The sequence below is a fragment of the Arenimonas aestuarii genome (assembly GCF_054781715.1).
In genome coordinates this window covers 877,455-897,526 of record NZ_BAAGTW010000004.1, presented here as the reverse complement: position 1 = coordinate 897,526, position 20,072 = coordinate 877,455, and the positions used below count along the sequence as shown (strand labels likewise).

Here is a 20,072-nt window from a genome sequence, read left to right as displayed (position 1 = left end):
CGCAAGGACCGGCCGGCCTGACCGGCCGGCCAGCTCAGCCAGCTCAGCCAGCGATCGTCGCGGCCACCGCGTCGGTCGCCGGCTTCGCTTCCCGGCGTGTCACCAGCTTGCGCAGCGCCACGTAGAACACCGGCGTCAGCAGCAGTCCGAACAGGGTCACGCCGAGCATGCCGGCAAACACCGTGATGCCCGTGGCCGACCTCACTTCGGCACCGGCCCCCGAGGCGAACACCAGCGGCACCGTGCCGGCGATGAAGGCGATCGAGGTCATCACGATCGGCCGCAGGCGCAGGCGGCAGGCTTCCAGCGCCGCCTCGACGATGCCGCGGCCCTGCAGCTCGAGCTCGCGGGCGAATTCGACGATCAGGATGGCGTTCTTGCAGGCCAGCCCCATCAGCACCACCAGGCCGACCTGGACGAAGACATTGTTGTCGCCGCCGGTCAGCCAGACGCCGGCCAGGGCCGAGAGCAAGGTCATCGGCACGATCAGGATCACGGCCAGCGGCAGGGTCCAGCTTTCGTACAGGGCCGCCAGCACCAGGAAGGCCAGCAGCACCGCCAGCGGGAACACGACCAGCACCGCGTCGCCCTGGGTCGCCTGCTGGTAACTCAGGTCGCTCCATTCGAAGGCCATGCCCGGGGGCAGGGCCTGCGCCGCGATCTTTTCGACCTCGGCCATGGCCTGGGCCGAGGACAACAGGCGCGGGTCGGCTTCGCCCAGGATGTCGGCGGCCGGATAGCCGTTGAAACGGATCACCGGGTCGGGACCGAAGGTGCGCCGGATGTTCACCACGCTGCCGATCGGCACCATTTCGCCGCGATCATTGCGCGTGCGCAGCCTGGCGATGTCCTCGACGTCGTCGCGGAAGGGGCCGTCGGCCTGGGCGATCACCTGCCAGGTCCGGCCGAACAGGTTGAAGTCATTGACGTAGGCCGAACCCAGGTAGGTCTGCAGCGTGTCGAAGACCTCGGTCAGCGGCACGCCCTGCGCCTTCGCCTTCACCCGGTCGACCTCGGCTTCGAGCTGGGGCACGTTGGCCTGGTAGCTGGTGATCGGAAAGCCCATGCCCGGTGACTGCGAGGCCACGCCCTGGAACGCCGAGACGGCGTCCTGCAAGGCGCCGTAACCGAGACCGGCGCGATCCTCGATGAACAGCGAATAGCCCGAACCATTGCCCAGTCCCTGGATCGGCGGCGGCATCAGCGCGAAGGCAAAGCCCTCTTCGATGCCGGCGATTTGCTGGTTGAGCTGGGCGGTGATCTCCGCGGCGCTCAGCGAACGCTCGTTGGCGGGGGTCAGCGAGAAGAAGGCCACGCCGCTGTTGGGGGTGTTGGTGAACTGCAGCGGGTTGAGGCCGGGGAAGGCCACTTCGCTTTCGACGCCCTCAATCTGCAGGGCCATGTCGGCCAGCTTGGCCAGCGCCCGGTCGGTGCGTTCGATGGACGCGCCTTCGGGCAGCTTCACGCCGGCGATCAGGTACAGCTTGTCCTGTACCGGGATGAAGCCACCCGGCACGGCCGACGAGATCGCCACCGTGGCCGCCAGCAGCGCGGCGTAAACCGCGAACACCGCGCCACGCCGGCCGAGGATGCGCGACACCGAACGGCCGTAGGCCTCCGAGCTGCGTCCGAAGAAGCGGTTGAAGGGGCGGAAGATCCAGCCGAACAGGCGATCGATGAGCCGGGTCGGTGCGTCGGGCGCCGCGCCATGCGGCTTGAGCAACCGCGCCGCCAGCGCCGGCGACAGGGTCAGCGAGTTGATCGCCGAGATCACCGTCGAGATGGCAATCGTGACCGCGAACTGCTTGTAGAACTGGCCGGTGACGCCATCCAGGAAGGCCATCGGCACGAATACGGCGCACAGCACCAGGGCGATGGCGATGATCGGCCCGGACACTTCGCGCATGGCCTGGTGGGCGGCGGCCAGCGGCGCCAGGCCTTCGGCGATGTTGCGTTCGACGTTTTCCACGACGACGATCGCGTCGTCCACGACGATGCCGATCGCCAGCACCAGGCCGAACAGGGTCAGCGTGTTTATCGAGAAGCCCAGCAGGTGCAGCACGGCGAAGGTGCCGACCACCGACACCGGCACCGCGATCAGCGGGATGATCGAGGCGCGCCAGGTCTGCAGGAACAGGATGACCACCAGCACCACCAGCAAGGTGGCCTCGAGCAGGGTGGTGACCACCGCCTTGATCGAGTCGCGGACGAACACGGTGGTGTCGTAGACCGACTTGATCTCGACGCCCGGCGGCAGGCGTGGCGAGATTTCCTGCATCTTGGCGACCACGGCATCGCGGATATCCAGGGCGTTCGCGCCCGGCGCCTGGAAGATGCCGATCGCCGAGGCGTTCATGCCGTTCAGGCGCGAGCGCAGGGTGTAATCGCCGGCCGCCAGTTCGATGCGGGCGACGTCGGCCAGTTGCACGATCTCGCCGCTGGCCCCCGCCTCAAGCACGATGGCGCCGAATTCTTCCGGGGTCTCCAGGCGCCCGCGGGCGTGGATCGGCAGCAGGAAGTCGCTGCCATTGGCCATGGGTTCGGCGCCCAGCTGGCCGGCGGACACCTGCACGTTCTGCTCGCGCACGGCGCGCAGTACGTCACCGGCGGTCAGGCCGCGCGCGGCGATCTTCTCCGGGTCCAGCCACAGGCGCATGGCGTAGTCGCCGCCGCCGAAGGCCTGGGCGTCGCCGACGCCGGGAATGCGCGCCAGCTCGTCCTTGACGTGCAGGCGCATGAAGTTGCGCAGGTACAGGGAATCGTACTTGCCGTCGGTGGACACCAGGTGCACCACCATCAGGAACACCGGCGACTGCTTCTGGGTGGTCACGCCCTGGCGGCGCACGTCCTCGGGCAGGCGCGCCAGCGCCTGGCTGACCCGGTTCTGCACGCGCACGGCGGCTTCGTCGGGATCCACGCCCGGTCGGAAGGTGACGGTGAGCTGCAGCACGCCGTCGGAGCCGGCGACCGACTTGAGGTACATCATGTCCTCGACGCCGTTGATCGCCTCCTCGAGCGGCGTGGCCACCGTCTCGGCGATCACCTTCGGGTTGGCGCCGGGATAAACCGTGCGCACGACCACCGACGGCGGCACCACTTCGGGGTATTCGCCGATCGGCAGGGCGGGCAGGGCGACCAGGCCGGCGGCGAAGATGATGATCGACAGCACCGCCGCGAAAATAGGCCGGTCGATGAAGAAGCGGGAAAAGTCCATGGAAGCTCCGGGTCAGTGTGCGCTGGCGACCGCGGCGGCGGTCGCGAGGCTGGCCGGCTCGCCGGCCGGCTTGGGATCGAGGGGCATGCCCGGGAAGAAAATGCGCTGCACGCCGCCGACCACCACCTGGTCACCTTCCGACAGGCCCTGTTCGACCACGCGCAGTCCGTCGACCAGCCGGCCCAGGCTCACGTCCCGGCGTTCGGCGGTATTGTTTTCGCCGACCACGTAGACGTACTTGCGGTCCTGGTCGGTCAGCACGGCCTTGTCGTCGACCAGCAGCGCCGGTTCTGGGGCATTGGCCACCAGCTGCACCCGGGCGTAGAGGCCCGGCGTCAACGTGCGGTCGGGATTGGGCAGCACGGCGCGGGCACGGATGGTGCCGGTGCGGGCATCAACCTGGTTGTCGATGAAGTCGAGTTCGCCTTCATGCGGGTGGCCGGACTCGCCGGCCAGCCCCACGTGCACCGGGTTGCGGGCGCCGCGCACGTTGCTGCCATTGCGGGCATGGCGCAGGTAGGTCTGTTCGTCGCTTTCGAAATACACGTGCACCGGATCGAGCGACACCAGCGTCGTGAGCACGGTGCTGTCGGGCGCGGCCAGGTTGCCGGTGGTCACCAGGGCGCGGCCCGCCATGCCGTCGATCGGCGCACGGACGCGGGTGAAGTCCAGGTCCAGCCGGGCCTGGGTCACCTGCGCCTGCGCCGAACGAACATCCGATGCGGCCTGGGCGGTGGCGGCGCGGCGCTGTTCCAGAAGTTCCGCCGAGATCAGCTGTTCGGCGGCCAGCTGGCGCGCGCGCCTGAGTTCGCTGTCGGCCAGCGCGGCATGGCTGCGGGCGCGGCTGAGCTCGGCTTCGGCGCGGTCGAGCGCGGCGCGGTAGCTGCGGTCGTCGAGCACGAACAGCACCTGGCCCTTCTTCACTTCCTGGCCCTCGGTGAACTCGACGCTTTCGACGTAGCCCGAAACCCGCGGCCGCAGCTGCACGGTTTCGATGGCGGCCACCCGGCCGGTGAACTCGTCCCAGGGCGTGATGCTGCGCGACTCAACCGGTGCCACGGACACCTGGGCCGGTGCGATGGCGCCGTGTTCCTGGGCCTGGCTGCCGCAGGCGGCGGTGATGGCGACGGCGAGGGCGAAGCCGGCGAGGTGGACAAGGCGGGTGATCGGGCGTGCGTTCATGGCGAGTTCTCGGAATGCAGTTCAGGGGAGGGAGACGGCCGGCTGCGTGACTGCCGGCGGTCGAAGCGGACCACCGGCTCGGTGCCGGGCGATGCCAGCAGTTCGACCACCTGCAGGCCCAGCTCGGAAGGTTCGGGCCAGTCGGGGCAGGCGGCGTCGCCGCGTTGGCGGGTGCGCAGGGGCGCGCAGACCGACAGCTGCTGCACGCGCACGGTCGTGCCCAGGGTTTCTTCGCGCAGCGCCCGGCTGAACATGCGCAGCGCGGCCGAGGCCACGGAGGCATGGCCATAACCGGCCCAGGGCGTGTCCGCGGCCGGTCCGCCGACCACCAGGTAGTGGCTGGCGTAGGGGTTTGCGGACAGCAGGGGCAGCAGGTGGCGCGCCGCGATCAGGTGCGGGAACACGCTGCCATCGAGTGCATCGCTGAGGAAGTCCCGGTCGTGGTCAAGCAACCGTCCGGGCATGAGTTCGCCGCCCAGCACCGCGACCACTGCGCCCAGCGGGCGGCGCAACAGCCGAACGGCATTGGCGAGTGCGGCGCCCGCGGTTTCGGTGTGGGTATTGCCCTGCACGCGATGCAGGTCCGGGCCCCCGGGCGGCGGCGCCGGCAGATCGGCAAGGGCCTGCGCTTGGGACGAGGCCGCGATGACCGGCCGCCCACTGGCCAGCAGGGCCGCCACGATCGCCGCGCCAGCTTCGCCCGTGGCGTCCAGCACCAGGGCAGGGCGGAGGATTGTCCCGTGGGTGGGACGGTAAAGCCCATTATCTGTATGAATCGGGACAATGTTCATGGCCGGGCCTGGTAGATAGGGGGATCCGAACCTTGCCTGGGGGGAGGTTTTGGCGGCAGGGCCCGGATCCATGGCCAACAATCTAGGCGCGACGAGGGCACTTGATAAGTCCGTGAAGAAGGGAATAATTGTCCCGCCAGCGGGCCAATTGCCCGACACAGGAGACAGGCATGGCCCGCGATCTGAACGACACGCTGATCTTCGCCAAGGTGGTTGAGCAGGGCAGTTTCACGGCGGCCGCCCGCACCCTCGGCTTGCCCAAGACCACGGTGAGCCGGAAGGTCCAGGAGCTTGAAGAGCGTCTGGGCGCGCAGCTGCTCAATCGCACCACGCGCAAGCTTGGGCTGACCGAAGCCGGCGCGGTGTACCACGACCACAGCGTGCGCATCGCGCGCGAACTCGAAGAAGCCGAAAGCGCCGTCGGCCAGCTCCAGGGCGGGCCGCGTGGCTGGCTGCGCGTCACCGCGCCCTATTCAATCGGGGTGATGTGGATCGCGCCGCTGCTCAGCGAATTCCACCAGCGCCACCCCGAGCTGCGCATCGACATGAACCTGGGCAACGAGAAGCTGGACCTGATCGCCACCGAAACCGACGTGGCCCTGCGCGTCGGCAGCCTGCCCGATTCGTCGCTGGTGGCGCGCCGGCTGCACAGCTTCCGGACCCAGGTCTACGCCAGCCCCGAGTACATCGCGCGCCACGGCGAACCCCTGCACCCGGACGACCTGCAGCACCATCGCGTGCTGGCGTTTTCCAAGCACCGCCACGGCAACCGCTATTGCTGGCCGCTGGTGGCGACGGGTGAACAGGCGACGCAGGAGTACCTGGTGAACCCGATCTTCGTCGCCAACGACCCGGCGCCGCTGCAGGGGGCGATGCTCTGCGGCGAAGGCCTGCTGATGTCCACCGACGTCAGCATCAAGCCCTTTGTCGAAGCCGGGCGTGCGGTGCGCGTGCTTGCGGGCTGGACCGGGCCGCAGGTGGACTTCAATGCCGTGTTCACCCGGGGCCGGGTGCCGTCCCCGAAAGTCCGCGCCTTCGTCGATTTCCTGGTCGAGCGCCTGAGCTTCGACGCCAACTACATGCTCAAGACCTGTCCGCAGGGCAGCGGCCAGGCCTGCGAAAGCCGGGCACTTGAACTGCCGGTGGTGCGGGAGGACCGGCCGGCGCCGGTGCCCGCGGCCAAAGCCCGGACGAAACCGGTCGCGGCCTAGTCTTCGGTGGCCTGCGGCAGCAGCCGCAGGTGGTGGAAGTCGAAGCTGAAATCGGTCAGCGAAGACGCCGCCTGCATGCGCAGTTCGCGCACCTTGCCGTCCGGGTCAAGTGCGAAGCTGGCGAAGGCGTCGGCATTGAGCGCGCGGTCATGCCAGCGCACCAGGAAGGTGTCGTGCTGCCAGTGTTCGAGGGTGCCGACCAGGGCCGGCGTGTGCGCGAAGCGCATCACCAGCTTGCGGCCTTCCACGGAGAGTGTGACGTCGCCGTACCAGGCATCGCGATAGGTCGCTGCGTACGCTTCCAGCGGCAGCGAGGGCCGGCTGCGCCGGTCGCGCGCCGCCTGGTGTTTCGCCCAGGCTTCGTCGGCTTTGCCCTGCGATTTGGCGACGGAAGCGGCGTAGGCGGCCACCCAGTCGGTGTCCGGGGCCTGCAGGTAATGGTCCAGCGCCTCCAGCGTGACCGCCTGGAAAGCGGCGCCAACTTCCTGGTTGGTGAGAACCACGATGCCCAGGTCGAGCTGTGGCACGAGGGTGACCCGCGAAACCATGCCCGGCCAGCCGCCGGTGTGCCAGACCAGGCGATGCCCGCGGTATTCGCTGATCGACCAGCCTTCGCCATAGCCGGCGAACATCGGCAGCGCCGGCGCCAGTTCAGGCACCGTCGGTTCGGCGGGGATGCGGATGGGCGTCACCAGCTCCCACATGCCGCGATGGCGGGCGGCGCTGAACAGGCGGCGTTCGCTGCCGTCTTCATTCTTGCCCAGCACGCCGCCATCGAGCTGCAGCTGCATCCAGCGCGCCAGGTCGTCGACGCTGGCGTAGATGCCGCCGGCCGCCTGGTTGTTCGACCAGGTCATGGGCGGCACCGTCACCAGCTCGCCTACAAACCCCGGCTTGGCGTGGCCGGTGGCGACGTTGGCGTCCTGTGGCAGGTGGTCGCTGTTGATCACCGCGCCCTGCATGCCGACGGGCATGAAGATGCGTTCGCGCACGAAGTCGCCGTAAGACTGGCCGGACACGGTTTCGATCAGGCGCTGGGCCACCGCGTAGAGCACGTTGTCGTAGGCGTAATCGGCGCGGAAGCTGGTGGCCAGCGGCACGTGGGCCAGGCGGCGCACGATTTCTTCGGTCGAATGTTCGCTGGCCGGCCAGAACAGGAGGTCGCCGGCACCCAGGGCCAGGCCGCTTCGATGCGTGAGCAGGTCGCGCACGCGCATCTCGCGCGTGACGTAGGGATCGGACATGCGGAAGCCGGGCAGGTGGTCGATGACCCGGTCGTCCAACTCGAGTTTTCCCTCGTCGGCCAGGATCGACAGCGCCGCCGAAGTGAAGGCCTTGGTCTGCGACGCAATGGCGAAACGTGTCTGCGCGTCCACGGCCACGCCGGTGCGCTGGTCGCGTTCGCCGAAGCCGCGGGCCATCACCACCTGGCCGTCCTTGACGATGGCAATGGCGATGCCGGGTACGTCGAAGGTTTCGCGCGTGCGTTCGACGACCTCGTCCAGGGCGGGCGGGGCCGCCAGGGCCGCGGGGGCAATAAGGCAGAGGGCGAGGGCGGTCTTGCGCAAGCGGGCGGCTCCTTGGAAGGGTGCCGCCCGATTATGCCCAAGCACCTCAGTCGAGGGGCGGGAGGTCGAACACCAGCACTTCGGCGCCGCGTCCCGCGGCCACCTGCACCCGCGGCTCGTCGCGGAACTTCAGCGCGTCGCCGGCCTGCAGGCGCCGGCCATTGACCTCCAGCTCGCCGCGCACCAGGTGCACGTAGGCAAGCCGGCCCGGGGCGATCGCCAGCTCCGCGGCTTCGTCGCCGTCGAACAGACCCGCGTACAAGCGCGCATCCTGGTTGATGGTCACCGAACCGTCGGCGCCATCGGCGCTGACAATCAGGCGAAGGCGTCCGCGCTTGTCCGCCTCGGTGAAGGTCTTCTGCGCGTATCCGGGCTTCACGCCCAGGGTGCGCGGGATGATCCAGATCTGCAGGAAGTGGGTTTCACCGGCGGCGCTGTGGTTGTACTCGGAGTGGGTGACGCCGGTGCCGGCACTCATGCGCTGCACCTCGCCCGGCACGATGCTGGCGGCGTGGCCCATCGAGTCCTTGTGGCCCAGCGCGCCTTCGAGCACGTAGCTGATGATCTCCATGTCGCGGTGGCCGTGGGTGCCGAATCCCTGGCCCGGCGCCACGCGGTCTTCGTTGATCACGCGCAGCGGACCCCAGTGCACGTGCTCGGGGTCGTGGTAACCGGCGAAGGAAAAGCTGTGCCAGGAGTCCAGCCAGCCGTGGTTGGCGTGCCCGCGCTCGCGGGCCGGGCGCAGGCTGATCATCGGACACCCGCCCGGCGTTCGCCCAGCCAGCTGTCCGGCCCCAGCGAGCCGGCGAGGATGAAGATCAGGGCCAGGCCGAGCCGGGCGCCGAGGGTTGCCAGGGAAGTCATGCTGCCTCCGGGGTGGGGTAGGGGAGGCATTGTCGTTGGTGGCGATGATGGAACAAAGACATCAATTAGCAACCTATCGTTGCGAAAGCTGCACGAAATTATCGGGGCCGGCGGGACGCGACCGCGGCGTGAGGCGCGGCTTCGTCGGGTCCCGGCTTGCCCCGGCGTTTTGGCCGCCCGGGCGTGGGCGCCATCACGAAGGACAGGCTGAAGAGCTGGTCCTGGCCGGGTTGGCGCGGGCCCTGCAGCAGGGCCTGAAGGCGTTCCAGCAGCTCATTGGCTTCGCGCAGGCCGGCCTCGTCCAGCCAGCCGCGGCTGCGGCCGGCCCATAGCTCGCGATCGGGTCCGCCGGTACGCACGCCGGCCCGGGCTACGGCAGCGCGGAAGTCGCGGCCGGCGGCCTGGAGTTGCCTGGCGACGACGGCCTGCACGGCTTGAGCGCTTTCACCGCCAGGTTCATAAGCCAGGCGGAGCGCCGTGCCCGGCTGGGTGCCGATGCGGTAGCGGCGGGCGTCACCGTCGGTTTGGACGCGGGTGATCAGCCCCGCATCGGCCAGCCGTTCGAAGTGGTAATAAAGCCCGTCCGCCGCCCGCCCGAGTTCGCCGGCGACGGTTGCCACGTCCGCCTCTCCGTCCAGGGCGGCCAGGGTGTCGACGATGTCCTGGCGCACCGGGCTGGCCAGCAGGCCGATCCCGGCCGGGTCGGCCACGTCCTGGTAGCGGCGCTTTGCGGGCGGGCGGGGGAGTCGGGACCGTGCCATCGGTTGGCTTGCCTGTGTTGAAATAAAGGAGGAAATTTCAACGCACTTGCCGCGCCCTGGCAAGTGCCGGCCTTCGGTCCGGCCTTATTCGAGTCCTCGAGGTCGCCATGAACAAGCTCAAACCCTCCGCGCGCCGTACGGTTCTTGCGTGCCTGCTGGTCCTGCTGCTGCAGGGCCTGGCCGGCTGCAGCCAGACCGAAATGCTTCGCCTGTACTTCGCCAACTCGGGCACCCAGGCCCGCCTCGATCAGCCCTTGCCCCTGCGTATTCCGTTCCGCGAACACGAAGGCTGGGTGCTGGTGAAGGCCCGCATAAACGGCGCGCCGCCGCTGGACTTCGTGCTCGATACCGGCGCCGGCATGCTCACCGTGCTCACCGGGCCCAGGACCACATCGCTGCCCTTCGACATGAGCCAGGTGCGCAGGATCGGCGGCGACGGCGTGGCGGGCATCACCGCCGCCGTGCAGCGGGACCTGGACATCGATTTTGGTCCGGTGACCCTGCTGGGGCAGACCGCGCTGGCAGTGCCGCTCGAGACGGTGCTTTGCGACGCGTCGATCAAGGAGCCGCCGTTCCAGGGCGTGATCGGCCACGAGCTTTTCCATCGTTATGTCGTGGAGATCGACCACGCACGCGGCGAAGTGGTGCTGCACGATCCGGACACCTATCGCTACACGGGCAAGGGCCACGTGGTGCCGCTGGAGATCAGCAGCCGCCATGCCTACGCGAAGGCGCGGCTGCACGGCCCCGAGGGCGCGGGCTACGAAGCGCGACTGCATGTCGACAGTGGCGCCGGCATCGACCTGAGCCTGTTTCCGCAATCCCACGAGGACATCGAGGTGCCGGCGGGCGGCGAAGAGGTCGTGGCCTGTTTTGTTGGTGGCCTGGCGCGCTACCAGACGGGGAGTTCGGTGACCCTGGGGCTCGGCGACGCACCCGCTGTGGAAACACCGGCGCGCTATTCACTGGGCGACGAAATCATCGACAGCGGGCAGCACGGCCGGATCGGGGCGCGCTTCCTGAGCCGGTACAACGTGGTCTACGACTTTCCCGGTGAGCGCCTGTTCCTCTCGCCACGGGTGGCAGGCGAACGGGCAGGTCCCTAGCCGACGACTGTCAGCGCAGAAGCAGCACCGGCAGCAGGCAGCTGCGGAGCACCTGGGTGGTGGTGCTGCCCAGGATCAGGTTGCGGATGCGCGAATGGCCGTAGGCGCCCATCACCAGCAGGTCGCTGCCGCGGTCCCGGGCGACGTCGGCGATGACCGCGTCGGCAGCGCCGGCCTGGAACACCGCCCCGGGGCTGTAGCCAGCCTCGCGTAGCTTCGCCAGCGCCCAGTCCATGTGCTCCTGCGCCTCGGGGCTGGCTTCGCCGGCGGTCAGCACATCGCAGGCCAGGCCCTGCAGCAGCGGGCTGGCGCAGACCATCTCGACGCAGCGACGGGTGGTGGTGCTGCCGTCATAGGCGATCAGGAAACGCGCGGGCGCCTTGAAGGCGCGCGAGGCCACCAGCACCGGCCGGTGCACCGCGCGCACCACGCGTTCGAGGTTGCTGCCCAGGTGGCCGCTGGCGAAATCGGCGTGTTCGCCACGCTTGCCGACCACGAACAGGCGCACGCCGGCTTCGAGTTCGAGCAGGGCATCCACCAGCGAACCCTGGCGCTGGCGCGCCTGGGACGACAGGCCGAAGCCGTTTTGCACGCGCTCGCGCGCCTGGTCGAGCAGCAGGCGGCCGCGGGCCTGGTCGACGCGCCCACGCTGTTCGTCCAGGTCGGCCAGCTCCTGCAGCAGGTTCTCCTGTGCGCCCAGCGACAGGCTGCCGCTGAGGTTGGTGCCGGCGGCGGCGCCATGGCGGCGCTCGATCACGTGCACCAGTTCCAGCGGCGCCCCGAGCCGGGACGCGGCCCAGCCAGCGTGGTCGGCGACGGAATCGGCATACAGCGACGGGTCCAGCGCGGCCAGGACCTGGCCATCGGCGTGGATGAGCGGGCGGGTGTCGGTCATGGCCAGGCGTCTCCCTTAGTGGTCCATCAGCCGTTCGACGGCATCGGGCTTGTCGTGCACGCCGAGCTTGTCCACGAGCGTGGCGCTGGCCTGGTTCATGCCGATGATTTCAACCACGGTACCTTCGCGGCGGAACTTGAGCACCACCTTGTCCAGCGCGCCCACGGCGGTGAGGTCCCAGAAGTGCGCGCGACTGACGTCGATGCTTACCTGCCCGAGTACTTCCTTGAAGTCGAAGCCGGCGATGAAGCGCTCGGCCGAGGCGAAGAACACCTGGCCGGTGACCACGTAGTCGCGGCGGCCGCCGTCGGCGGAAAGGGTGGAACCCACGTGCAGCACGCGCCCGACCTTGCGCGCGAAGAACAGCGCCGACAGCAGCACGCCGGCGCCGACGCCCTTGGCCAGGTCGTGCGTGGCGACGGTGACCACGACGGTGGTGAGCATCACCAGGCTGGAACTGGTGGGGTGTTCGCGCAGGTTGCGGATCGAGCCCCAGTTGAAGGTGCCGATCGAGACCATGACCATTACCGCCACCAGCGCCGCCATCGGGATCTGTTTCACCCACGGGCCGGCGAAGACCACCAGCACCAGCAGCACGCTGCCGGCCACCAGCGCCGAGAGCCGGCCGCGACCGCCGGACTTAACGTTGATCACCGATTGGCCGATCATCGCGCAGCCGGCCATGCCGCCGACCAGGCCCGAAGCGATGTTGGCCACGCCCTGGCCCGCGGCTTCGCGGTTCTTGTTGCTGGGCGTGTCGGTCAGGTCATCGACGATCGCGGCGGTGAGCAGGGATTCGAGCAGGCCGACGATGGCCAGGGTCACCGACACCGGAAGGATGATCCACAGCGTTTCGAGTGTGAGCGGCACCTGCGGGAACAGGAACACCGGCAGGCTGTCGGGCAGTTCACCCATGTCGCCGACCGTGCGCACGTCCCATCCGAACCAGATGGCCAGGCCGGTCAGCAGCACGATGCAGACCAGCGGCGAGGGCACGATCCGGGTCAGGTAGGGCAGGCCGTAGATGATCACCAGGCCGGCGGCGACCAGGGCATAAACCAGCCAGGACACACCGATCAGCTCCGGCAACTGGGCCATGAAGATGAGGATGGCCAGCGCATTGACGAAGCCGGTGATCACCGAGCGCGAAACAAAGCGCATCAGCGAGCCGAGCTTGAACAGGCCGGCCACGATCTGCAGCACGCCGGTGAGCAGGGTGGCCGCCAGCAGGTATTGCAGGCCGTGGTCGGCCACCAGGTCCACCATCACCAGCGCCATGGCGCCGGTGGCGGCCGAGATCATGCCCGGCCGTCCGCCGGTGAAGGCAATCACCACCGCGATGCAGAACGAGGCATACAGGCCGACCTTGGGGTCGACGCCGGCAATGATGGAAAAGGCGATGGCCTCGGGGATCAGGGCCAGGGCCACGACCAGGCCGGCCAGCACGTCGCCCTTGACGTTGGCCAGCCAGTCGTCGCGAAAGTTCTTGAACATGGAGTGGGGTACATCGGACGCGGCTGCGGAGTATACCCGCCCGCCCCGGGCCGGCCCTGTCGCATGCCGGCGTCGAATCAGTCCCTGAGCCGCCTTTCGAACAGGTCCAGCGTCGCGTCCCAGGCCAGGCGCGCGGCATCTTCGTCGTAGCGTGGCGTGGTGTCGTTGTGGAAGCCATGCACGGTGCCGCCGGGCTGGAGCAGGGTGTAGTCGGTGCCGGCGGCTTCGAGGGCCGCCTGGTAAGCGGGCCAGCCGGCGTTGACGCGCGGATCGTCGGCGGCCAGCACCACCAGCAGTTCGGCCTTGATCGCCGGCACGTCGGCGACGTCGGGCGCACCGCCGTAGAACGGCGCCGCGGCCCGCAGCAAGGGCAGCTGCGTCGCGAGGAAGTTGGCGATCGCGCCGCCGTAGCAGAAGCCCACCACCCCCATCCGGCCATTACCCAGGGCATGGGCCTGCAGCCAGCGCGCGGCGGCGAGCATGTCCTGGCGGGTTTTCGCCTGGTCGAGTGTCTGGAACTTGGCGCGTGCGGCATCCTCGTCGCCCGGGTAGCCGCCAATCGGCAGCAACGCGTCGGGAGCGAAGGCCAGGAAGCCAGCGAGCGCCAGGCGTCGGGCCACGTCCTCGATGTGCGGGTTGAGGCCGCGATTTTCGTGCACGACCATGACCAATGGCAGGGGGCCAGCGTCGGCGGAGGGGTGGACCAGGTAGCCGCCGGCCTCGCCGTAACCGTGCGGTGATTCAAGGCGTGGCCGGCTGCTCACCAGGCGCGGGTCGTCGGGTTCGACCTGTCGCGCCTCGGCGAATTGCGGCGACAGCGCCGCCAGCAGCCCGGCGGCCCCGGAGGCGCCGGCGGCAAAGCCCGCGGCGGCCTGCAGGAAGCCGCGCCGGTCCAGTTGTCCGTGCACGTAGCGGTCGAACAGCCGCAGTACGTCGGGGTGGAAATCCTGGGTGGTCTTGCGGCTCATGGGTGGTTCCCCTGGTGGTTTCGGCGCTGTCCAGCCGGCAGCGTCGCAGCCGGGGCGAAAACTGGCGTGAATTCCGGATGTCACGTTTTGTTTCGTCGCGGCGTCTGAGGTTCTGTCCCTGCCGGAGAGGATTTCGTCCCAATCCGGGCCGGAGGGGTCGGCAATCGCCTACCATTCACGCTGCGATTCAAGGGGAGTCGCGGTTACACCAGCCAGGAGCCTTGCATGTCCCACCTGATCAACATCTTCCTCGAGCCGGCCAAGGTCTTCGCCGATTTGCGCGAAAAGCCCACGTTCTGGGCGCCGATGCTGTTGTTGGCACTCGCCACCGCCGTCTCGACCCTGCTGTACTTCATGACCGTCGACCCGGCCTGGTTCGCCGAACACCAGTCGGCGCAGATGCTGCTGCAGAACCCGGAAATGACCAGCGCGGAGCTGGCACAGGTCCAGTCGATCATGCCCGGCGCCCGCGCCATGGGCTGGTTCGCGGCGATCGGCGCGCTGGTGATGATCGTCGTCGTGTTCCTGGTGTATGGCGTGTATTACCTGCTGGCCGGCAAGGTCACCGGGCAGGCAGTGGGCTTCCGCCACGGCCTGGCCCTGGTCAGCTGGTCCTCCATGCCGATGGTGCTCGGCAGCCTGGTGGTGATCGGCGGCGTGTTGACCAGTTCCCCGCAGACGGCGCTCGAAAGCCTGCAGCTGACCAACATCGACCCGCTGCTGGTGCAGCTGCCGATGGACCACGACTGGTCCATGCTGGCCAAGAGCTTCAGCCTGCTCAATTTCTGGGTCTGGTTCCTGGCGGCGTTTGGCTGGAAGACCTGGTTCCGCACCGGCTGGGCCCAGGCGCTGGTCGTGGCGGTGCTGCCGTCGTTTGTCATCTTCGGCGCGATGGCGCTGTTCGCGATCCTCTGATTCGATTCCTGGAAACCTGTCCTGATGAAGCTCAACAAGAAGTGGCTGATCGGCGCCGCGATCATCGGCGCGATGGCCCTGCTGCTGGTGGTCAAGTCGCTGCGTGGCGAGTCCCGTACGGACGTCGAGGTGGTGCTGGCGTCCGAGCAGGACATCCGTCCCTCGATCCTGGCCTCGGGCCTGCTGGCATACCTGGACGAGGTCAACCTGACCGCCGAACTGGTGGCCAAGGTCGAGGAAATCCTGGTCAAGGAAGGCGACCGGGTGGAGAAGGGCCAGCTGCTGCTGCGCCTTGACCCCGAGACCTACCGCAACGCCATCGAGCGCGAGGAAGCCAGCCAGCGCCAGAGCAAGATCAGCATCGAACGCCAGCGGCTGGCGCTGGCGCTGGCCGAAACCCGGCTCAAGCGTGGCCAGGAACTGCTGGGCAGGCAGATGATCGGTCAGAGCGACTTCGACGACCTGCGCAACGCCCGCGACCTCGCGCGCGTCGAGCTTCGCAGCACGCAGGAGTCGCTGCGCCGGGCCGAGGCGATCCTGAGCGAGGCGCGCGAGCAGCTGCAGAAGACCGACATCCGCGCCCCGATCGGCGGCACCATCGTGGCCCTGCCGATCAAGGTCGGCGAGACCGCGATCCCGTCCACCATGTCCCTGGCCGGTGCCAGCCTGATGAAGATCGCCGATACCTCGGCGATCCAGGCCGAACTGAAGGTCGACGAAGCCGACATCGCGCGCATCCGCCTGGACCAGCAGGCCGAAGTGGTCGCCGCTGCGCACCAGGACACGCCGCTGGTCGGCAAGGTCGCTCAGATCGCGCTGGCCCCGAGCCTGGAGCCGGGCAGCCAGGGCCGGTCCTACCAGGTTGACGTGCTGCTGGAGGTGCCCGACGACCTGGGCCTGCGTTCGGGCATGAGCGCGCGCGCCGACATCTTCCTGGGCGATGGCGGCAAGACCCTGGCGGTGCCGGTCGAAGCCGTGGTCACCGAAGAATCGGAAGACGGGCAGGTGAAACGTTTCGTCTGGGTCGACCGCGACGCAAGCGCCCGCAAGGTCGAGATCGAAACCGGCCTGTCCGACGACCGCTGGGAAGCCGTCACGTCGGGCCTCGAGGCCGGTGACCGGGTCATCGTCGGACCGGCCAAGACCCTGCGCATCCTGCGCGAGGGTGCCGCCATCGACGCCGAGCTGCGCGACGACAAGGCCAAGGCCGACGCGGACGTCGACGAGGACGGGGACGCGTCGGAATGATCCGGCTCACCGGCATCGTCAAACGCTACATGATGGGCGAGGAAGAGGTTCTGGCACTCAACGGCGTCGACCTGTTCGTCGGCTCGAATGAATACGTCGCGCTGATCGGCCCGTCGGGCTCGGGCAAGTCGACGCTGATGAATCTCATCGGCTGCCTGGACTCGCCCTCCGAAGGTACCTACGAACTCAATGGCCGCGACACCTCGACGCTCGACGACAACGAGCTGGCGCAGGTGCGCAACAAGGAAATCGGCTTCGTGTTCCAGTCCTTCCACCTGCTGCCGCGCATGACCGTGCTCGAGAACGTGATGCAGCCACTCGTGTACCGGGGCATGCCGCGCGCCGAGCGCAAGGCGCTGGCCACCCGGGCCCTGGAGCAGGTGGGCCTGGGCAGCCGGATGGGCCACCGCCCGAACCAGCTTTCCGGCGGCCAGCGCCAGCGCGTGGCCGTGGCCCGGGCGCTCGTGGGCCGGCCGTCGATCCTGCTGGCCGACGAACCCACCGGCAACCTCGATTCCAAGACCTCGGCCGAGATCATGGCCCTGTTCGACGAGTTGCACCGCGCCGGCCAGACCGTCGTGGTGGTGACCCACGAGCCCGACATCGCCGCGCACTGCCGGCGCACCATTCGCGTCTCCGACGGCAAGATCGTCGAGGACACCGCCAATCCATCGCCCGCGCAGGTGGCCTGACATGTACGCCTTCCTCGAAGCCTTCCGCGCCGCGCTGACCAGCCTGATGGCGCACCGGATGCGCAGTTTCCTCACCACCCTGGGCATCCTGATCGGCACCGCCTCGGTGATCGCGGTGGTGTCGCTGGTACAGGGCTTCTCGCGCTCGATCTCCGACCAGTTTGCCGACCTGGGCAGCAATACGCTCACCCTGCAGGCCTACACGTCATTTTCCGACGCCAGCCTGGGCAAGGAGAACCGGCTGAGCTTCGACGACGTTGACCTGCTGCGTTATCGCATCGCGGGTGTCGGCGACGTGGTGCCGATGATGGCCGTGCCCAGCCAGGGCATCGGCTACCGCAGCCGGACCGCCATGCCACAGGTCATCGCCACGACCGCCGATTTCACCGTGGTCCGTGGCCTGTACCCGGAGGCGGGTCGGTTCATCGTCGACAGCGACGACCAGAGCCGGCGGCGCGTCGCCGTCGTCGGTGCCAAGGCGATCGAGGACCTCGAGCTGCCGGAAGACCCGGTCGGGGAATACATCCGCATCGGCACCGAATGGTTCAAGGTTGTCGGCGTGCTGGAAAAACGCGGCGAGCTGCTCGGCTTCAGCCAGGACAACCTGGTCATCATCCCCTTCGACGTGGGCCGCGCCATGACCGGAAACGAGGTGCGGCCGCGCATGAGCGTGTCCTTCACCGCGCAGGACATCGAGGACGTCGAACCCCTGCGCGAGCGGGTCAAGCGTGCCATCCGTGCATCGCACCGGATCAAGCCGGGCCAGGACGACGACTTCAAGGTCGAGGCGGCGGATTCGTTCGTCAAGCAGTTCGAACAGATAACCGGCACCGCCACGGCCGTGGTCGGCGGCGTCGTCAGCATCTCGCTGCTGGTCGGCGGCATCGGCATCATGAACATCATGCTGGTGTCGGTGACCGAACGAACCCGCGAGATCGGCATCCTCAAGGCGCTTGGCGCGACGCGGCGGGACATCCTGGTGCAGTTCCTGCTCGAAGCCGGCCTGCTGGCACTGCTCGGCGGCCTGATCGGCATCGCGCTCGGTTACGGGGCCGGCATCCTGGTGTCGTCGATGATCCCGAACTTCCCGCCGGCGCAGGTGCCGCTGTGGGTGGTGGCCGCAGCCGCGGGCTTTTCGGCGCTGGTTGGCGTGGTGTTCGGCATCATGCCGGCCTCGAAGGCCGCCGGCCTGGACCCGATCGAGGCGCTGCGCTACGAGTAGCGCAGCGCGTTACGGGCTCAGATGGCGGCCCGCGAAGGACCGTTGGGCTCGATCACGATCTTGCCGTCGCGGGCACCGGACGCCGCCGCCTGCACCGCCTCGCGTACGTGCTCGATGCCATAGCTGGCCTGGATGCGCGCGTGCAGGGTGCCATCGGCGACCAGGCCTGCGAGTTCGGCGAACAGCGCCTGGCGGCGCTCCGGCCGTGCCTTGCGGAACCACTGGGCCAGCCAGAACCCGCGCAGGCGGATGTCATTGAAGACCAGGTAGCGCGGCGACACCATGCAGCGGTCACCGCCCATGGCACCGTAGTTGACCACGGTGCCGCCGGGCACCAGGCAGCGCGCCAGGTGTTCGGTGTGCACGCCGCCGACGCAGTCGATGCCCAGTCGCACGTGCACGTCGCCGACGGCATCGCGCACCCGCTTGGGCAAGTCCTCGGCATCGACCAGCACGTGTTCGCCGCCGAGCTCCTGCACGGCCTGAATCGCCGAGCTGCGGCGCACCACGTTGATGACGTTGATGCCACGCCGGCGCGCCAGCTGCAGCAGGTAACCGCCGACGGCGGAGTTGGCGGCGTTCTGCACCACCCAGTCGCCCGGCTGCAGTTCGATGATGTCAGAGAGCATCAGCGCGGCCGTGGGCGGATTGACGGTGAGCATGGACAACTGCACCGGATCGACGTCGTGCGGCAGTTTCACCAGGGCCTTGGTCGGCAGGTTGAGGTGGGTGCTCCAGCTGCCGCAGCCCACCGGCAGCAGCACGATGTCGCCCTCGGCCAGGCCATGGGCCTCGCCCTGGATCTGTTCGACGCGACCCACGCCCTCGTTGCCGCCGACCGCGGGCAGGGGCGGCAGCTGCCCGTACTCGCCGGTCAGCGTCAGCACGTCGGACGGATTCACCGGCGCGGCCAACACCGCGACCCGGCATTCGCCGTCGGCCAGGGTCGGCAGTTCGAATTCCACCGCGTGGATCACCTCGTGCGGCACCGGGCCGCGGGACTCGTAGCGCGCTTGTTTGAGCGTGGACATGGTCAGGGTTTTTCCTGCTTGAGCCAAGTGAGGCGCCAGGAGGCACCGGATTCGCCCATGGCCTGGGCGAGGGGGCGCAGGGCCGGTTCGACCGTGCGCTCGAATTGCCAGGGCGGGTTGATCACGACCATGCCGCTGCCGTTCAGGCGCAGCGGCGAGTCGTCGGGGCGGACCAGCAGCTCGATCGCCAGCGCCGACTTCATCGGCAGGTTGGCCAGCTTGCGCATCAGCGGTTGCAGCGGCGCGCGCTGCTTGATCGGATACCACAGCGCGAAGATGCCCTGCGGGAAGCGCTCCAGGCCATCGCGCAGGGCCGCCGTGATCAGCGGGTACTCCTCGGCCTGCGACTCGTAGGGCGGATCCACCAGCACCAGTCCCCGCGCGAAGCGGGTGCTGCCTTCGCGCGGCGGCAGCAGGGCCTTGATGGCGGCATAACCGTCGCGCTGGTGCACGTGGCAGCGCGGATTGCCGGCCAGCAGCGACTTGAGGGCTTCGGCCTCCTCGGGCTGCAGTTCGCAGGCGGCCAGGCGGTCCTGCTCACGCAGGGCCCGGGCCACCAGCAGCGGCGAGCCGGGGTAGGTGTCGGCGCCGGGTGTCCAGCAGGCCGCCACCGCCGCGAGGTAGGCCGCCAGGGCAGGGGGTTCGGACGGCCGCGTGGCCCAGAGCCGGCGGATGCCGGCTTCGGCCTCGCCCGTACGCTGGGCCTGGCTGGCAGCCAGGTCGTACTGGCCCCTGCCGGCGTGGGTGTCGAGCACGAAAAAGGCTGCGTCCTTGCGCTTGAGCGCATCGAGCAGGGCCACCAGGACCAGGTGCTTGAGCACGTCGGCGTGGTTGCCCGCATGGAATCCATGGCGGTAGTTCATGGCGCCAGTGTAGCGCCCGGGAGCCCGCGTGGCGTGGCTCTGCTAAG

17 protein-coding genes are annotated in these 20,072 nt (G+C 68.7%); 6 read left to right on the top strand and 11 right to left on the bottom strand.

The window, feature by feature from the left end:
- Nucleotides 1–43: 43 nt before the first annotated feature.
- The 3 genes from ACYVJH_RS05105 to ACYVJH_RS05095 are packed head-to-tail and all read right to left on the bottom strand — an operon-like array spanning nt 44 to nt 5,112.
- Nucleotides 44–3,214, bottom strand: a complete 3,171-nt coding sequence (locus tag ACYVJH_RS05105) for an efflux RND transporter permease subunit (protein WP_460453557.1) — start codon at nt 3,212–3,214, stop codon at nt 44–46.
- 12 nt (nt 3,215–3,226) lie between these two features.
- Nucleotides 3,227–4,396 (bottom strand): efflux RND transporter periplasmic adaptor subunit, encoded by a 1,170-nt coding sequence (locus ACYVJH_RS05100; protein ID WP_460453556.1) that lies wholly within the window; start codon nt 4,394–4,396, stop codon nt 3,227–3,229.
- A complete protein-coding gene (locus ACYVJH_RS05095) occupies nt 4,393–5,112 on the bottom strand; it encodes an SDR family oxidoreductase (RefSeq protein WP_460453555.1) in 720 nt (239 codons plus the stop codon). The genes ACYVJH_RS05100 and ACYVJH_RS05095 overlap by 4 nt, the downstream gene beginning before the upstream one ends.
- Nucleotides 5,113–5,357: 245 nt before the next feature.
- On the opposite strand from ACYVJH_RS05095, the gene ACYVJH_RS05090 reads away from it, so the two are divergent.
- Entirely contained in the window at nt 5,358–6,398 is a 1,041-nt protein-coding gene (locus ACYVJH_RS05090) for a LysR family transcriptional regulator (protein WP_460453554.1), read from the top strand.
- Here the strand turns inward: ACYVJH_RS05090 and ACYVJH_RS05085 are convergent.
- The 3 genes from ACYVJH_RS05085 to ACYVJH_RS05075 form a co-directional block, all read right to left on the bottom strand.
- Nucleotides 6,395–7,966: a serine hydrolase gene (locus tag ACYVJH_RS05085; protein WP_460453553.1), complete on the bottom strand. Its 1,572-nt coding sequence runs from the start codon at nt 7,964–7,966 to the stop codon at nt 6,395–6,397. The two genes, ACYVJH_RS05090 and ACYVJH_RS05085, sit on opposite strands and share 4 nt — an antisense overlap.
- 46 nt (nt 7,967–8,012) lie before the next feature.
- Nucleotides 8,013–8,720, bottom strand: coding sequence for a pirin family protein (locus ACYVJH_RS05080; protein WP_460453552.1), 708 nt, complete (start codon nt 8,718–8,720; stop codon nt 8,013–8,015).
- Nucleotides 8,721–8,928: 208 nt separating this feature from the next.
- On the bottom strand, nt 8,929–9,591 hold the full coding sequence (locus ACYVJH_RS05075; protein ID WP_460453551.1) for a helix-turn-helix domain-containing protein: 663 nt from the start codon (nt 9,589–9,591) through the stop codon (nt 8,929–8,931).
- A 107-nt stretch (nt 9,592–9,698) separates the two neighbouring features.
- Here ACYVJH_RS05075 and ACYVJH_RS05070 point away from each other — a divergent pair, with 107 nt between their 5' ends.
- A complete protein-coding gene (locus ACYVJH_RS05070) occupies nt 9,699–10,697 on the top strand; it encodes an aspartyl protease family protein (RefSeq protein ID WP_460453550.1) in 999 nt (332 codons plus the stop codon).
- 10 nt (nt 10,698–10,707) lie between these two features.
- On the opposite strand, the gene ACYVJH_RS05065 is transcribed toward ACYVJH_RS05070, so the two are convergent.
- From ACYVJH_RS05065 to ACYVJH_RS05055, 3 genes are all read right to left on the bottom strand, one after another.
- Nucleotides 10,708–11,592, bottom strand: a complete 885-nt coding sequence (locus tag ACYVJH_RS05065; protein WP_460453549.1) for a universal stress protein — start codon at nt 11,590–11,592, stop codon at nt 10,708–10,710.
- A 15-nt stretch (nt 11,593–11,607) separates the two neighbouring features.
- Nucleotides 11,608–13,086 (bottom strand): SulP family inorganic anion transporter, encoded by a 1,479-nt coding sequence (locus ACYVJH_RS05060; protein WP_460453548.1) that lies wholly within the window; start codon nt 13,084–13,086, stop codon nt 11,608–11,610.
- A gap of 77 nt (nt 13,087–13,163) precedes the next feature.
- Nucleotides 13,164–14,054, bottom strand: coding sequence for a dienelactone hydrolase family protein (locus ACYVJH_RS05055; RefSeq protein WP_460453547.1), 891 nt, complete (start codon nt 14,052–14,054; stop codon nt 13,164–13,166).
- Between the two features lie 225 nt (nt 14,055–14,279).
- On the opposite strand from ACYVJH_RS05055, the gene ACYVJH_RS05050 reads away from it, so the two are divergent.
- Genes ACYVJH_RS05050 through ACYVJH_RS05035 form a run of 4 tightly spaced genes read left to right on the top strand, consistent with a single transcriptional unit; the run spans nt 14,280 to nt 18,131 of the window.
- The gene (locus tag ACYVJH_RS05050; protein WP_460453546.1) at nt 14,280–14,969 is read left to right on the top strand and encodes a YIP1 family protein; all 690 of its coding nucleotides are present in this window, start codon (nt 14,280–14,282) and stop codon (nt 14,967–14,969) included.
- A 24-nt stretch (nt 14,970–14,993) separates the two neighbouring features.
- On the top strand, nt 14,994–16,217 hold the full coding sequence (locus ACYVJH_RS05045) for an efflux RND transporter periplasmic adaptor subunit (RefSeq protein ID WP_460453545.1): 1,224 nt from the start codon (nt 14,994–14,996) through the stop codon (nt 16,215–16,217).
- Nucleotides 16,214–16,909: an ABC transporter ATP-binding protein gene (locus tag ACYVJH_RS05040; RefSeq protein WP_460453544.1), complete on the top strand. Its 696-nt coding sequence runs from the start codon at nt 16,214–16,216 to the stop codon at nt 16,907–16,909. Before ACYVJH_RS05045 ends, ACYVJH_RS05040 begins: the two co-directional genes overlap by 4 nt.
- A 1-nt stretch (nt 16,910) precedes the next feature.
- Nucleotides 16,911–18,131, top strand: coding sequence for an ABC transporter permease (locus ACYVJH_RS05035; protein ID WP_460453543.1), 1,221 nt, complete (start codon nt 16,911–16,913; stop codon nt 18,129–18,131).
- A 17-nt stretch (nt 18,132–18,148) separates the two neighbouring features.
- Here ACYVJH_RS05035 and ACYVJH_RS05030 read toward each other — a convergent pair whose 3' ends face one another.
- Both ACYVJH_RS05030 and ACYVJH_RS05025 read right to left on the bottom strand, forming a co-directional pair.
- Nucleotides 18,149–19,162, bottom strand: a complete 1,014-nt coding sequence (locus tag ACYVJH_RS05030) for a zinc-dependent alcohol dehydrogenase family protein (protein ID WP_460453542.1) — start codon at nt 19,160–19,162, stop codon at nt 18,149–18,151.
- 2 nt (nt 19,163–19,164) lie between these two features.
- Nucleotides 19,165–20,025 carry a 23S rRNA (adenine(2030)-N(6))-methyltransferase RlmJ gene (locus ACYVJH_RS05025; RefSeq protein WP_460453541.1) on the bottom strand — a complete coding sequence of 287 codons (861 nt, stop codon included), beginning with the start codon at nt 20,023–20,025 and terminating at the stop codon, nt 19,165–19,167.
- Between the last annotated feature and the right edge of the window lie 47 nt (nt 20,026–20,072).

Excerpts from the sequence above, each read along its gene's own strand:
- ACYVJH_RS05105 (WP_460453557.1), bottom strand. The coding sequence starts at position 3,214 with ATGGACTTTTCCCGCTTCTTCATCGACCGGCCTATTTTCGCGGCGGTG.
- ACYVJH_RS05100 (WP_460453556.1), bottom strand. The coding sequence starts at position 4,396 with ATGAACGCACGCCCGATCACCCGCCTTGTCCACCTCGCCGGCTTCGCC.
- ACYVJH_RS05090 (WP_460453554.1), top strand. The coding sequence starts at position 5,358 with ATGGCCCGCGATCTGAACGACACGCTGATCTTCGCCAAGGTGGTTGAG.
- ACYVJH_RS05080 (WP_460453552.1), bottom strand. The coding sequence starts at position 8,720 with ATGATCAGCCTGCGCCCGGCCCGCGAGCGCGGGCACGCCAACCACGGC.
- ACYVJH_RS05075 (WP_460453551.1), bottom strand. The coding sequence starts at position 9,591 with ATGGCACGGTCCCGACTCCCCCGCCCGCCCGCAAAGCGCCGCTACCAG.
- ACYVJH_RS05070 (WP_460453550.1), top strand. The coding sequence starts at position 9,699 with ATGAACAAGCTCAAACCCTCCGCGCGCCGTACGGTTCTTGCGTGCCTG.
- ACYVJH_RS05065 (WP_460453549.1), bottom strand. The coding sequence starts at position 11,592 with ATGACCGACACCCGCCCGCTCATCCACGCCGATGGCCAGGTCCTGGCC.
- ACYVJH_RS05060 (WP_460453548.1), bottom strand. The coding sequence starts at position 13,086 with ATGTTCAAGAACTTTCGCGACGACTGGCTGGCCAACGTCAAGGGCGAC.
- ACYVJH_RS05055 (WP_460453547.1), bottom strand. The coding sequence starts at position 14,054 with ATGAGCCGCAAGACCACCCAGGATTTCCACCCCGACGTACTGCGGCTG.
- ACYVJH_RS05050 (WP_460453546.1), top strand. The coding sequence starts at position 14,280 with ATGTCCCACCTGATCAACATCTTCCTCGAGCCGGCCAAGGTCTTCGCC.
- ACYVJH_RS05045 (WP_460453545.1), top strand. The coding sequence starts at position 14,994 with ATGAAGCTCAACAAGAAGTGGCTGATCGGCGCCGCGATCATCGGCGCG.
- ACYVJH_RS05040 (WP_460453544.1), top strand. The coding sequence starts at position 16,214 with ATGATCCGGCTCACCGGCATCGTCAAACGCTACATGATGGGCGAGGAA.
- ACYVJH_RS05035 (WP_460453543.1), top strand. The coding sequence starts at position 16,911 with ATGTACGCCTTCCTCGAAGCCTTCCGCGCCGCGCTGACCAGCCTGATG.
- ACYVJH_RS05030 (WP_460453542.1), bottom strand. The coding sequence starts at position 19,162 with ATGTCCACGCTCAAACAAGCGCGCTACGAGTCCCGCGGCCCGGTGCCG.
- ACYVJH_RS05025 (WP_460453541.1), bottom strand. The coding sequence starts at position 20,025 with ATGAACTACCGCCATGGATTCCATGCGGGCAACCACGCCGACGTGCTC.